Genomic DNA, 13,928 nt, shown 5'->3' on the forward strand with positions numbered 1-13,928 from the left:
TCTCGTCTTTTCACGGCGTCATGTCATCTCGACGGCGGAAAGGCCCCACCTCCGAGGAGGTGAGGCCTTTCCTTCGATGGAGAAATGGATCAGAAGACCGACACGCCGTAGACGTTCAGCGCCTCGGTGACCGGCTGGAAGTACGTGGTGCCGCCGGAGGAGCAGTTGCCGCTGCCGCCGGAGGTCAGGCCCAGCGCGGTGGTGCCGGCGTAGAGCGAGCCGCCGCTGTCGCCGGGCTCGGCGCAGACCGACGTGCGGATCAGGCCGGAGACCGAACCCTCGGCGTAGTTGACCGTGCTGTTGAGGGCGGTGACGCGGCCCGAGCGCAGGCCGGTGGTGCTGCCGCGGCGGTAGACCGTGGCGCCGACGGCCGGGGTGCCGGCGGAGGTGATGTCCTGGGAGCCGACCGCACCCGACTTGGTGATGGTCGTGTTGGTGTAGCGCACGATGCCGTAGTCGTTGCCCGGGAAGCTGGTGCCGGAGCGGGTGCCCAGCGTCGTGGAGCCGTTGGTCCACGTCGAGGCGATGTTGGTGCAGTGACCGGCGGTCAGGAAGTAGTTGGTACCGGCGCTGTTGCGGACGTTGAAGCCCAGGGAGCAGCGGCCACCACCGGCGTAGATCGCGTCGCCGCCGGAGATGGTGGTGCGCAGGGTGCCGGAGACCGACTCGAAGGTGGCCTTGTCACCGAGCTTGGCGACGATCGCCTTGACCGCGGAGAGCTTCGCACCGGTGACCGTCTCGTCGGCCGTGACCACGATCTTGTTGCTGACCGGGTCGAGACCGAACGACGTGCCCGGCGTCTTCAGGGTCGCCTTCAGCGTGGAGTCCGCCGCGGCGAGCGCAGCACCGCTGTGGGTGACGTAACGGGGGGTCGCGCCGGACGCGGTCACCGACTTGGCGGTGGCGGCGTCGGTCACGTTGACCACAAGCTTGCCGGCGGAGTCGACGTAGGAGCCGGCCGCGGCCGTTCCGAACTGCGAGTCCAGCTTGGTGGCGAGCGCCGAGGGGGCGAACGAGGGGTCGGAGGCGACGCTCGGGGCGGCGGAGGCGGGTGACGCGAACGCGCTGCCTACAAGCAAGACGGCGGCCAGACCGACGATCGGTCGGCCGAGCTTCGAGCCGGGGTTACGCACAGGTTCCTCCCAGGGGGATGGGGTGTACGCCGGGGGTCCGGAGTACCGGTGCCATCGCCAGTATCGAGAGAAGTCGATATAAACTCAAGGCTCGTTCAGGACGGCCGGCCGCTCACAAACCGCTCCTGAGCTGCTGATATACCGTCGTCATAGCATTGGGCTATCACTGATTCGGGATGTCAGGCCGCGGCCGCGACGGGCACGCCGGCGCTCAGATCGGTGACGAGGCGCCGCGCCTGAGCCCGGATCTCGGGCACCGCGGTCGTCTCCCAGCGGGCCCCACGGCGCAGCGGACCGATCAGCCAGAGCCGCTCCTGCACCTGCCCGCCCGCGCCGATCAGCCGGCCCGCCGGATCGATGTCGAGACCGAGACCATGCGGCCCGACCCGCGCCAGCCCGGCCGCGAGCAACCCGCCGACAAGCGGCCCGGCCGCACCCGGAAGCCGCCCCGGCCCCGCGCAGTTGATCACGGCCGCGTAGTCCGCGAGCCCCGGCCACGCCGCCACTCCGCCCGCCCGGATCTCCAGCCGGCCGTCGGCCCGCAACTCCGCAACCCGGGCGGCAACCGGCGGCGCCATCCGGTGCCGGTGACACTCCCACGGCCGGGCCAGATGCCGCAGAAACGCATCCTGCTCACCGGGGGTCAGCGCAGTCCAAAGCTCATCCAGGTACGGCCGGAGCCCGTCAACGATCGCCCTCCAGTCCCCCGCCTCACCGGCCGCGTGGCGGACAGCCCGCACAACATCCCGCAAGGTGGCACAGTCGTCGAGCGACGGCACGGCCGGCGGCGCCGCGGTTGTGGTGTGGGTCAGCGGCAGCAGTCCCCTCCGGCTGACCGCGACGATCGGGGCGGTCCGGGTGCCGTCGGCCGCCAAGGTCAGCGCCACGTCGACAGCGGTGAGGCCGGTGCCGATGAGCAGCACGGGCCGGTCAGCGGGCAGCGCCTCGAGCACACCCGGCCGCCAGGGATCGTTCACGTAGTGCGGATGAACAATGGCCTGCCGCGCGGACGCCGGACCCCCGGTGGCCAGCACAACATGATCGGCTGTGACAGCCGAACCGTCGTCCAGCGCAACCGTGCCGTCCGGGGTGATCGCTGCTGCTCGTGCCCGGCGCAACTGCAGCCGCCCGGGGTGCTCCCGTGCCGCCTCGTCGAGGACATCACGCAGGTAGCGGCCGTATTCTTCGCGCGGACGGAACGCCGCCGGTGTCGTGCCGGCCCAACGGACGAAGTGATCCGGGTCGTCGGGATCGGCACTCATCGCACCGGCCCGGGAGTTGAGCAGGTGCCAGGGTTGTGCAGTGCCGTAGGCGACACCACCACCGGGCACACCCGGCTCGACCAGCACGACATCGTCGTCACTACATCGCAAGAGCTCCCGAGCCACCAGAACCCCGGAGCACCCTCCCCCGACCACTACCACCGCACGCGCCATGACGCCCCCTCATCTCCTATCAACACGATAGGCAAAAGAGGTTTTACGCACCAGGGGCGCGCCGCAGCAAAACGCGGTTGCCGCCGGAATACCCGCAAGGATGACGGCGCATCGGGTCCTCGCGCGCAGAAAATCGGTAGACCAGGCGCCGGGCCGACGCAGAGCTGAGCGGGGACCGGCGCGGGCTTGGGGCAGGCCCGAGCGGTGACCGGCGTGGCCTTGGGGCACGCCCGAGCGGGGACCGGCGCGGACTTGGGGGCACGCCCGAGCGGAGACCGGCGCGGACTTGGGGGCACGCCCGAGCGGAGACCGGCGCGGACTTGGGGGCACGCCCAAGCAGAGACCAGCGCGGCCTCGGCGCAGGACCGAGCACAGACCAGCGCGGACTTGGGGCACGCCCAAGCAGAGACCGACGTGGACTTGGTGGCGAGCCTGAGCAGGGACCAGCGCGGCCTCGGCGCAGGACCGAGCACAGACCAGCGCGGACTTGGGGCACGCCCAAGCAGAGACCGACGTGGACTTGGCGGCGAGCCTGAGCAGGGACCAGAGCGGCCTCGGCGCAGGACCGAGCACAGACCAGCGCGGACTTGGCGCAGGCCCGAACAGGGACCAGCGCAGACTCAGCGCAGGCCGGCGTCGGGCGCGAACCGACAGTCCCTGCGCGGACCGGGCTGGGACCAGAGGCGGGCCCGCGAGCACCTGGGCGGGGTGCGTGTCCGGTGGAGCCGGCGCGCGCCTCGCGGAGCCCCGCGCGCGAGCGGGCCCAGACGCAGCCTGTCGCGAACCCGAGCAAGGACCAAGCGCGGGGCAGCGCGGACCAGAACCGGTCGCGGACCCGACACGGGCCCGGGCACAGCCGGCCTGGGTTGGCCCGACATCAGGGATGTCGGGCTTACCGTGAGCCCAGGTTCGCCCGGCACCAAGGAGGTCGGGCCTACCGCAGGCTGCACTCGCCGACCGAGCTGCGCCGCACCCTCCCGCAGATCCGGGCCCTGCCCGGTAACGCCGAGGTGATCCCGCTCCCCCAACATCAAGGAAGTCGGGCCTACCGCAAGCCCGCGCTCGCTCAACACCAGGGATGTCGGGCCTACCAGAGGCCCACGTAGGACCGACATCAGGGAAGTCGGGCCTACCCAAGCCCGCACTCACCCAACACCAAGGAAGTCGGGCCTACCGAAGGCCCACGTAGGACCGACATCAAGGAAGTCGGGCCTACCCAAGCCCGCACTCACCCAACACCAAGGAAGTCGGGCCTACCGAAGGCCCACGTAGGACCGACATCAAGGAAGTCGGGCCTACCCAAGCCCGCACTCACCCAACACCAAGGAAGTCGGGCCTACCGAAGGCCCACGTAGGACCGACATCAAGGAAGTCGGGCCCACCCAAGCCCGCACTCACCCAACACCAAGGAAATCGGACCTACCGCCCAGCACCAGGAATGTCAGGCCTTCCACCAGCCGCACTCGCCAACATCAAGGGAAGTCGGGCCTACTGGAGGCCTGGGTGGGCCCGATATCAAGGAAGTCGGGCCCACCGCCAGCCCGCACTCGCCCAACATCAAGGAAGTCCGGCCTACCGCAAGCCCCGATTCACCCGACATCAAGTAAGTTGGGCCTTTCCCCAGCCCGCACTCGCCCAACATCAAGTAAGTCGGTCTAGCGCGAGCCCGGGTTGGCCCGGCCGCGCGGATGTTGGGCCGGCGCGATCCGATGGCCAGGACATCCAACGGGCCGTCCCCGGTCACCGCTTGAGCCCCATGCACATGCGGACCCGGGCGGGCCGCGACACGGATCAGCCGCAAATCCCCCGCAAGGTCAGGCGTCGGCGACCGTGATGCTTGTGTCGTCGGCGAGGCGGTAGCCGACGCCGTAGACCGTGGTGACGATGTCGGGGTTGCCGAGCTTGGTCCGCAGCCGGCTCACATGCACGTCAACCGTCCGCACTGTGGTGTGCGTGTGGCCCCAAACGTGACCGAGCAGCTGACTACGGCTGAACACCTGCCGCGGGTGCTGGGCGAGAAACAGCAGCAACTCGTATTCGAGGCGACTAAGGTCCAGCGGGCGTCCGTCGAAAGTAGCCGTACGCGGGCGCGGATCGAGGCGGAGGCCTGCCACGCCAGGCCCGGGAGACGGGCGCGGGTCGAGGGGTGTCAGGTCGATGTTGGCGTCCGGGCCGGCGGCCACGACCAGGTCACGCAGCGCGGCCAACACCCGCGCGCCCTCTTCCGACCCGGGGTCGCCGAGGGTGATCGTGACGGTGACCGAGGTGGTGGGGGTTGTGATGCTGCGCAGGCGGGTGCCGCGGGGGCGGCCGGGGCCGCGACGGAGGGGCACGGGCCGGGCGGTGACGGGGCGGGCCTCGAGAAGATCGGCGAGAACGGACATGATTTCCCCTTACGGAGGGTGTGGCCACCGGCCGGGTCCCGGTCGGCGCCTGAACAATACTTTTCCCATGTGTGGGATAGGTTTATAGACGCATTTCTGCGCCCGAAAGGTACCGCGGTCACCGCACGCGGGGCACCGATGGATCAGCAGCTACGACAGCGGGCGCTCGCGCATCGGAGGAGATCGATGGCGAGGCGGGACGTGAGGCGTACGTCGCGCAACTGCATGTCCACCATTCTTGCGGTGCGGGTCGCACGGGTCAAAACAAATCCATGATGCGGGAGTGTTTTCCCGCACAAATAAAATAACAGCGCGCCGCCACCGGGAAAGGTGACGGCGCGCACATTTGGGCGATCAATTCAGGCGGTCACCAGGTCGGCGGCGTCGCGGCGGGCGATCTCGGTGCGGACGGTGGGGATCAACTCGCGGCCGTAGTCGATGGTGTCGTCGAGCGGGTCGTAGCCGCGGATCAGGAACGTCGTTACCCCCAGCTCGTGGTAGTCGAGCAGGGCCTGCGCGACGGTCTCGGGCGTGCCGACCAGGGCGGTGGAGTTGCCGGCGGCGCCGCTGGCCTTGGCGGTGGCGGTCCACAGTGCGCGGTCGTGGCGGTCCTGGGTGGCTGCGGCGGCGAGCAGGCGCTGGGAGCCGACGTTGGCCGGGTTGTCCTTGTCGCGGTTGCGGAAGAAGCGCGGGGCGGTGACCGAGCCGATCCGGCCGAGAATGGCGTGTGCGCGTTCCCAGGCGAGGTCGTCGGTCGCTCCGAGAATGGGGCGGAACGACACCGAAAAACGCGGGACGGGGCGGCCGGCGGCGGCTGCGGCGGCACGGACCGACGCGATCTGTTCGGCGGTCTGCGCGAGCGGCTCACCCCAGAACATGTAGACGTCCGCGTGCTTTACACCTGTCCTGTACGCCGCCGGCGACGACCCTGAGAAGTACAGCGGGATGGTTCCGTCGACCGGGCGTACCTGGGAGACGAAGTCGTCGAACTTGTAGAAGCGGCCCTCGTGCGAGAACGGTGCCGTTGACGTCCAGGCCCGGCGCAGGATCGTCAGGTATTCGTCGGTGCGGGCGTACCTGTCGTCCTTGCTCAGGTAGTCGCCGTCGCGGCGCTGCTCGGTGTCGTGGCCGCCGGTGATGATGTTGAGGGTTGTCCGGCCGCCGGTGAAGTGGTCCAGGGAGGCGAACGTGCGGGCGGCCAGGGTCGGCGCCACGAAGCCGGGGCGGTGCGCGACCAGGAATTTCAGCGACGAGGTGTGTGCGGCGGCGTACGCGGCGACCTGCGCGCCGTCCGGGTAGGCCGAGCTGTACCCGATCAGCACCTGGTCGAAGCCGGAGTCCTCGTGCGCGCGGGCGATGCGCGCCGTGTAGTCGCGGTTGACCAGCGGGCCCGTGGCGGGTGTGCTCTCGGAGCCGTCCTGGGTGGCGATGAGACCGATGAAGTCGACAGGCATGACGTTTCCCTTTCAGGACTTGAGAGACGGCAGGTTGACGACGATGGCCTCCTGCGTGGTGCGGGCGATCACAACGACCGCCTCGTTGTCGGGGTCGGGGTTCTCCTCGCGGTGCGGCACCCACGGCGGGACGAAGATGTAGTCGCCGGGTTTGGTCTCGAGCCGCGTCTCCTCGTCCTTCTCGGCGTCGTAGAAGACGAAGACCGGGTTGCCGCGGACGATGTAGATGGCTGTCTCAGACTCGCCGTGGTGGTGGTTATCGCTGGCCGTGGCCGCGGAGACGTGCGTCTCGCCCATCCACAGGTCCTTGCTGCCGACCGTCTTGCCGCTGATCGCCTCGATGCGGGTCATGCCCTTCGTCTGCGCGGTGTCACCGGACAGCCCGAGCGGCGCGATGTGGTGCAGCTTCTGGTGGAACTCGTCGGTCACTGGTTCTCCAAGGGCGGGTCGAAGGCGCGGATGGCGGGAAGCGGGCCGTCGTGACGGGTGATCTCCACGCGGGCGTGCTGCCCGGTGCAGCCCTGCGCCAGACGCGAGGTGCCGAGGTCCTCGGTGAGCACGTTGGGGTTGCCGTGCACGCAGGTCGCGACGTCGGGCGCCGACGGGTCGAACCACGCGCCGGTCGACAGCTGCGCGACGCCGGGCGCGCACGCGTCGGTCAGGCGTACACCGGCGAGCAGGCTGCCGAGGTTGTTGAAGACCCGGGCCACGTCGCCGTCGGTTATCCCCCGCGCCGCCGCGTCGGCCGGGTGCAGGCGCAGCGGCTCGCGGTCGTGCACCTTGCTCGCCCGGGAAACCCCGCCCATGTCCTGCTGGGAGTGCAGGCGCGTGCCGGGTTGATTGCAGATCAACACCAGCGGGTACGCGGACAGCGCCGGCTCGTGGAACACCGGATGACCGGGGCACTCCTCGTAGCCGAAGCCCGCCACGGTGGCCGACGACAGCTCGATCCGGCCGCTCGGGGTGTCCAGCGGGCGGCCGGCGCGGAAGTCCTCGAACAGCACGGTGTTTTCCCGGCGGCCCGGTAGCACGACCTCACCGGCCGACCAGAAGTCGTCGAAGCCGGGCAGTCCGCGGTCCACCCGCCAGCCCTCGTAGAGGTGCCGCACCCACTCCCCCGACGTGCGTCCTTCGGTGAAGGCGTCGTGGTATCCGAGACGGGCGGCCAGGCCGGCGAAGATGTCGTACTCGTCGCGGGCCTGGGCGTACGGCTCGTCGGCGCGCTGCATCGCGATGAGGTGGGTGTCGCCCCGGCCGGCGCCGAGGTCGTCGCGTTCGAGGGTGGTGGTCACGGGCAGCACCACGTCGGCGTGCCGCGCGGTCGCCGTCCAGTACGGCTCGTGCACGATCACCGTCTCCGGCCGCGCGAACGCCCGCCGCAGCCGCGACAGGTCCTGGTGGTGGTGGAACGGATTGCCTCCGGCCCAGTAGACGAGCCGCGTGTCCGGATAGGTGTACCGCTCGCCGTCGTAGTCGAACTCCGTGCCGGGGTGCAGCAGCAGGTCGGCCACCCGCGCACACGGGATGAAGTCGGCGACCGGGTTGCGGACCTGCGGAAACGTCGGCAGGCCGTACGGCAGGGCGCCACCGCCGACGTCACCCATCGACCCGTACCCGTGGCCGAAGCCGCCACCGGGCAGCCCGATCTGACCGAGCACCGCCGCCAGCGCCAGACCGGCCCAGAGCGGCTGCTCGCCGTACGGGGTGCGTTGCAGTGACCAGCTCACGGTGACCAGCGTGCGGCCGGCGGCCATCCGCCGGGCCAGATCGACGATGGACTGTTCGCTCAGACCCGAGACGCCGGCCGCCCAGGCCGGTGTCCTGTCCTTGACGTCGGCCAGGAAGCGGTCGCCGCCGACCGTGAACCGGTCGAGGAAGGCCAGGTCGGCGTGTCCGTCGGCGGCGAGCTGGTGGGCCAGCGCGAACATCACGGCGACGTCGGTGCCGGGCCGGATCGCCAGCCAGTCACCGGCGAGCTCCGGGGACAGGTCGTCCCGCAGCGGTGAGACCGAGGCGACCCGCAGGCCGCGCGCAGTGGCGGCCCGCAGGTGCCCGCGGAAGTCGTGCACGGCCCGGCCGCCCGGCGTCACGTACGTGTTGGCCGTCCGGATCCCGCCGAACGCCACGATCAGGTCGGTGTGCCCGGCGATCACCGGCCAGTCGGTGCCTTCGCGGATGACAGCGTGCGCACCGCGCCGGCCGACGAGGTGGGGCAACGCGACCAGGGAGGCGCCGAGGCTGTAGCTGTTGCGGGAGGCCGTGTAGCCGCCGCCGAGCGCGAGGAAGCGGTGCAACTGCGACTGCGCGTGGTGGAAACGCCCGGCGCTGGCCCAGCCGTACGAGCCGCCGAAGATGGCGGAGTCGCCGTGCTGCTCGCGGACGCGGGACAGCTCGGCCGCGACATGATCGAGGGCGGTGTCCCAGGAGACCTCCTCGAACGAGTCGTAACCACGGCCGGCACGGGGACGCCGCAGCGCCGGGCGGGCGACCCGGGAGCGGTGCCGGTGCGCGCCGGCCAGATTGCCCAGCAGCGGCGACGGGTCCGGATCACCGGGACGCGGCGTGACCTGCAAGGCCGTGCCGGTCCCGGAGACCCGGAAGGCTCCCCAGTGCGAGCTGCTGGTCGTGGTCACTGCTCGACCACACCCAGCTCGGAGAGCAGTTCGGCGCGCAGGCTCACGAACGCCGGGTCGCCGCGGTGCCGGGCCGGGCCCGTCACGGGGTGGTCGGCGGCGATCCGGCCGTCGCGCATGGTCAGCACCCGGTCGGCGAGCAGGATCGCCTCGTCGACGTCGTGGGTGACCAGCAGCACGGCCGGCCGGTGACGGGCGATCAGGTCCCGGACCAGGCCGTGCATCCGGATGCGGGTGAGGGCGTCCAGCGCGGCGAACGGCTCGTCGAGCAGCAGCAGCTCCGGCTCGCGGACCAGCGCCCGGGCCAGCGCCACCCGTTGCGCCTCGCCGCCGGAGAGCGTGACCGGCCAGACGTCGGCGTGGTCACCGAGGCCGACCTCCTCCAGCGCTGACTGCGCCCGCGACCGGGCCGTCGCGCGGGGCAGGTTGAGGGCGACGTTGCGCCACACCTTCTCCCAGGGCAGGAGGCGGTGCTCCTGGAAGACCACGGTGGACGACGACGGCACGGTCAGGTCACCGCCGTCGAGCCGGTCCAACCCCGCGAGGGTACGCAGCAGCGTCGTCTTGCCGCACCCGCTCTTGCCGATCAGCGCCACGAACTCGCCGCGCCGGATCTCGAGGTCGAGCTCGTGCAGGACGGTGCGGTCGGCGTACCGGCGGGTGATCGTCCGTGCGCGGACGGCCGGCGCCTCGACCGCCGTGGTCACAGCTTCACCGCGTGGTCGGCGATATTGATCTTGCCGCTGAGGACCTTGCGGTCGCTGAGCCAGTCGGCGCCCGCCTGGAGCTGGGCGATGCCGTCGTCGGTGATCAGGCTCCAGGTGGTCTGGACGTTCTGCGCCACCAGCTTGTCGACCACGGCCTGTGGGTACTTCGAGACCTCGTTGCCGATCTTCTGGGCCTCGGCCTGGTTGGTGTTGACCCAGTCGGCCTCGGCCTTGTACGCGGCGATGACCTTACGAATGGTGTCCGCCTCCTTCTTCGCGTAGTCCTCGCGGACGAGGTACGTGCTGAAGTCGATCTGCTTGTCGAGCTCGTCGCCGTCGGTGAAGAGCCGCTTCGCGCCGTACTGGACCTCGGCGAGCTCCATCGGGCCGGACCAGATGCCCCACGCGTCCACCTTGCCGCTGCCGAAGGCCGGTGCGGCGTCCGGCGGGTTCAGATAGGTGAAAGTCACCGAGTCACGCGGAACGCCGTACTTCTCGAGCGCGGCGACGAGCAGGAACTCGCCCAGGCCGGCCTTGTTGACGGCGACGTTCTTGCCGGCCAGGTCCTTGACCGAATTGATGCCGGAGTCCGGCAGCACGAGGATCGACGAGAGGCGCGGTGTGGCCGTCGCCCACGCGACGTACTTCAGCCTGTTGCCCGACAGGAGGGCCTGGTCGGCCGGGGTGGAGCTGCCGCCGAAACTGAAGTCGGCCGTGTCGGTGGCGACGGCCTGCAGGGTCGGTGCGTGGTTCGGGAACGGCCCCACCCACTCGACGTCGATGCCCTGGTCGTTGAGGGTCTTCTCGAAAACACCCCGGGTCTTCGGCACGGAGATCGGGCCGTAGGTCAGGCGCACCTTCTTGCGCCCGTTCGCCTCCGCCGCGGTGTCGCCGCAAGCCGCGAGCACGGGTAGAGCGAGTGCGGCTCCCAGCAGAGAACGGCGGGACAGGGTCACTTGGTACCTCCGGTGTAATTGGGGTGCCAGGCCAGGAGACGGCGCTCCAGGGCCCGGGCGATCAGGTCGGTGCTCAGACCGATGAGCGCGTACAGGACGATCACCAGCACGATCACGTCGGTCTGCAGGAACTCACGGGCGTTGGTGGCCATGAAGCCGATGCCGGCGGGCGCTCCGACGGTCTCGGCGATGACCAGGGCGAGCCAGGCGTTGGTCAGGGCGAGCCGCACGCCGAGCAGCACGGACGGCAGCGCGCCGGGCAGGATCACCGTGCGGACGAGCCGCAGTTTCGGCAGGCCGATGACGCGGCCCATCTCCAGCAGTTTCGGGTCGACCTGGCGGATGCCGAGCACGGTGTTGAGGTAGATCGGGAAGAGCGTGCCCAGCGCCACGAGGAAGTAGCGGCCGCTCTCACCGACGCCGAACCAGACCATGACCAGGGGCAGGATCGCCAGGAAGGGGATCGCCCGGACGATCTGGATGTTGCGGTCCACGATGGCCTCGGCCAGCCGGGAGAACCCGGTCAGCGTGCCCAGCACCAGACCGATGCTGCCGCCGATGGCCAGGCCGATCGCGGCGCGCTTGAGGCTCTCCCAGAGGTGGGTGGGCAGCTCGCCGGTCTGCGTCAGCCGCCACGCGGTCTCGCCGACCGAGCTCGGCGCCGGCAGGACGTCGGGGGCGATGACACCGGCCCGAGCCAGCAGCTCCCACGTGACGAGCAGGAGCAACGGCACAGCCCAGGAGATCACCCTGTACGGCAGCCCTCGACGGTGCGGCACGACTGCCGCGGGTGCGCTCGCTTCCGCCGCCGGAGGGCTGACCGCGGCGGCGATGGTGGGAGTGGACATGGCCGTGACTCTGGTCGACCGAAGTTCTCCATGTCAACTGAACCCCATAGGTTTACTAGGATATGGGATCGCCGTTGACACCTGCCCAGCAAGAGAGGCACGGTAGGGCTCATGCCCACCCCCGCTGCGGATGCCCCAGCTCTGCCGAAACCACAACTTTCCCAACTGGTGGACGTGACCGCGGCCCTTGCGGAGCACGCCGAGGAGCACGACCGCACCGCCGACCTGCCGGAGAAGGGCCTGGCCATCGTGCACACAGCGGGTCTTCTCACGCTCACTGTGGGCACCCGGCACGGCGGTCCGGGCGGTGGTCTGCACGACACGGTCCGCACGCTGACGGCCCTCGGCCAGGGTGACCCGTCGGTCGCCCTGATCAGCGCGATGACACTCTTCGCCCACGCCGCCGCGGCCTCCTGGCCCGCCGATGTCTACGCCGAGGTGCTGGCCGAGTCGGCGCGGCGGCCGACCCTCATCAACGCGTTGCGGGTCGAGCCCGACCTCGGCACGCCGGCCCGCGGTGGTCTGCCGGCCACCACGGCCCGGCGCACCACCGACGGCTGGGAGCTCACCGGCCACAAGATCTTCTCGACCGGCGCGACCGGCCTGCGCTGGATGCAGGTCTGGGCCCGGACCGACGAGGATCCCGTACGCACCGGAGCGTTCCTGGTGCGGACGGACTCGCCCGGCATCACGGTCGAACGCACCTGGGACCACCTCGGACTGCGGGCCTCCCGCAGCGACGACGTGACCTTCGACCGCGTGAAGGTGCCGGCCGGGGCGACGCTGGACCTGGCCGCGCCGGGACCACCGGGCGCCGACCCCGGCGGGCTGCGCGCCTGGAACGCCCTCGGCATCGCCGCGATCTACCTCGGCGTCGCACGGGCCGCCCGCGACTGGCTCGTCGGCTATCTGCAGGACCGTGTGCCGACCAACCTGGGCAAGCCCCTCGCCTCGCTCCCCCGATTTCAGAACGAGGTCGGTGTCATCGCCGCGCAGCTGCTCGCCGCGACGAGCCTGGTCGAGACCACCGCGCTCGCCGTCGACCGGGGTGCCGTGCTCGACCCTGCGCAGCCGAACATCGCCAAGTCCGTGGCCACCAACGCCGCGATCGACAGCGTGCAACGCGCCGTCGCCCTCATCGGCAACGCCGGGCTGACCCGCCACAACCCGCTGGAACGTCACCTGCGTGACGTGCTCTGCGGGCGCATCCACACCCCCCAGGACGACGTGGTCCTCGCCTCCGCCGGACGCACCCTGCTGGAAAGGAACCCCCGATGACCGTCGAGTTCGTCGGCATGATCGGCACGCGCGACGTGTCCGAGACCCGAGCGCCCTCCGGGCCTCCCATCGACCTCGAGTACGTGCGGCGGTTCAGCCGGGTGCACGAGGAGGCCGGCTTCGACCGGGTCCTGATCGGTTACGGCTCGTCCACCCCGGACGGGACGCAGGTGGCGGCGTACGCCGCGGCGCACACGTCACAGCTGGGTCTGCTGATCGCGCACCGGCCGGGGTTTGTCGCGCCGACCACGGCCGCGCGCACCTTCGCCACGCTCGATCAGCTGTCCGGCGGGCGGGTGGCCGTGCACACCATCACCGGTGGTTCGGATGCCGAGCAGCGGCGCGACGGGGACTACCTCGGCAAGGACGACCGCTATGCGCGTACCGAGGAATATCTGTCGGTCCTGCGCCGGGCCTGGACGTCACCGGAACCGTTCTCGCACGACGGCCGGTTCTACAAGTTCGAGGACTTCTCGCTGCTGGCCCAGCCCGCGCACCGCATCCCGCTGTATTTCGGCGGCTCGTCCGAAGCGGCCTACCGGGCGGGCGGCGCCGTCGCGGACGTCTACGCGCTCTGGGGTGAGCCGCTGAAGGAGACCGCCGAGCAGATCGCGAAGGTGCAGGCGTCGGCCGCCGCGGCCGGGCGCGACCCGCTCGGCATCAGCGTCTCGTTCCGGCCGATCCTCGCCGCGACCGACGCACTGGCCTGGGAACGCGCCGAACGCATCCTCGCGACGATCGAGGAGAGCAAGGGCGGCAAGGGTTCCTTCACCGGTGACAAGACGCGCGTGCTGGGCGGGCCCAGCCCGGAGAACGTCGGCTCACAGCGTCTCCTCGCCGCCGCGGCCAGGAGCGACCGGCACGACCGGGCACTGTGGACCGCCACGGCCAAGGCCAGCGGCGCCCAGGGCAACTCGACCGCCCTGGTCGGCTCGCCCGAGACCGTCGCGCAGGCCCTGCTCGATTACGTCGATATCGGCGTGACCACGATCCTGATCCGCGGTTACGACCCGGTCGACGACGCCGTCGACTACGGCCGCCACCTTCTTCCTCTCGTCAAGCAGGAGCTCAGCCACCGTTCCCTCGTCGCCGCTTAGGG

11 protein-coding genes are annotated in these 13,928 nt (G+C 70.6%); 2 read left to right on the top strand and 9 right to left on the bottom strand.

Features of this window, described 5'->3' with window-relative positions:
• Positions 1-89: 89 nt before the first annotated feature.
• The 9 genes from AFR_RS32875 to AFR_RS32915 all read right to left on the bottom strand — a co-directional run bounded on the left by AFR_RS32875 (position 90) and on the right by AFR_RS32915 (position 11,551).
• Entirely contained in the window at positions 90-1,133 is a 1,044-nt protein-coding gene (locus AFR_RS32875; protein WP_023561140.1) for a S1 family peptidase, read from the bottom strand.
• A gap of 179 nt (positions 1,134-1,312) precedes the next feature.
• Positions 1,313-2,569: an FAD/NAD(P)-binding protein gene (locus AFR_RS32880; protein WP_041841320.1), complete on the bottom strand. Its 1,257-nt coding sequence runs from the start codon at positions 2,567-2,569 to the stop codon at positions 1,313-1,315.
• Between the two features lie 1,814 nt (positions 2,570-4,383).
• Positions 4,384-4,953 (bottom strand): winged helix-turn-helix domain-containing protein, encoded by a 570-nt coding sequence (locus AFR_RS32885; RefSeq protein WP_023561142.1) that lies wholly within the window; start codon positions 4,951-4,953, stop codon positions 4,384-4,386.
• A 359-nt stretch (positions 4,954-5,312) separates the two neighbouring features.
• The gene (locus AFR_RS32890) at positions 5,313-6,407 is read right to left on the bottom strand and encodes an LLM class flavin-dependent oxidoreductase (protein ID WP_023561143.1); all 1,095 of its coding nucleotides are present in this window, start codon (positions 6,405-6,407) and stop codon (positions 5,313-5,315) included.
• 12 nt (positions 6,408-6,419) lie between these two features.
• Complete coding sequence (locus AFR_RS32895) at positions 6,420-6,836, bottom strand: cupin domain-containing protein (RefSeq protein WP_023561144.1); 417 nt, start codon at positions 6,834-6,836, stop codon at positions 6,420-6,422.
• Positions 6,833-9,040, bottom strand: coding sequence for a molybdopterin-dependent oxidoreductase (locus tag AFR_RS32900; protein WP_023561145.1), 2,208 nt, complete (start codon positions 9,038-9,040; stop codon positions 6,833-6,835). Before AFR_RS32900 ends, AFR_RS32895 begins: the two co-directional genes overlap by 4 nt.
• On the bottom strand, positions 9,037-9,747 hold the full coding sequence (locus AFR_RS32905; protein WP_023561146.1) for an ABC transporter ATP-binding protein: 711 nt from the start codon (positions 9,745-9,747) through the stop codon (positions 9,037-9,039). The genes AFR_RS32900 and AFR_RS32905 overlap by 4 nt, the downstream gene beginning before the upstream one ends.
• Entirely contained in the window at positions 9,744-10,703 is a 960-nt protein-coding gene (locus AFR_RS32910) for an aliphatic sulfonate ABC transporter substrate-binding protein (RefSeq protein WP_041841321.1), read from the bottom strand. The genes AFR_RS32905 and AFR_RS32910 overlap by 4 nt, the downstream gene beginning before the upstream one ends.
• Positions 10,700-11,551, bottom strand: coding sequence for an ABC transporter permease subunit (locus tag AFR_RS32915; RefSeq protein WP_084298215.1), 852 nt, complete (start codon positions 11,549-11,551; stop codon positions 10,700-10,702). The genes AFR_RS32910 and AFR_RS32915 overlap by 4 nt, the downstream gene beginning before the upstream one ends.
• Before the next feature lie 111 nt (positions 11,552-11,662).
• On the opposite strand from AFR_RS32915, the gene AFR_RS32920 reads away from it, so the two are divergent.
• Together AFR_RS32920 and AFR_RS32925 are read left to right on the top strand one after the other, a co-directional pair.
• On the top strand, positions 11,663-12,829 hold the full coding sequence (locus tag AFR_RS32920) for an acyl-CoA dehydrogenase family protein (RefSeq protein ID WP_041841322.1): 1,167 nt from the start codon (positions 11,663-11,665) through the stop codon (positions 12,827-12,829).
• The gene (locus tag AFR_RS32925; RefSeq protein ID WP_023561150.1) at positions 12,826-13,926 is read left to right on the top strand and encodes an LLM class flavin-dependent oxidoreductase; all 1,101 of its coding nucleotides are present in this window, start codon (positions 12,826-12,828) and stop codon (positions 13,924-13,926) included. The genes AFR_RS32920 and AFR_RS32925 overlap by 4 nt, the downstream gene beginning before the upstream one ends.
• Positions 13,927-13,928: the final 2 nt, after the last annotated feature.

The organism is Amorphoplanes friuliensis DSM 7358, assembly GCF_000494755.1.
Taxonomy (GTDB): Bacteria; Actinomycetota; Actinomycetes; order Mycobacteriales; family Micromonosporaceae; genus Actinoplanes; species Actinoplanes friuliensis.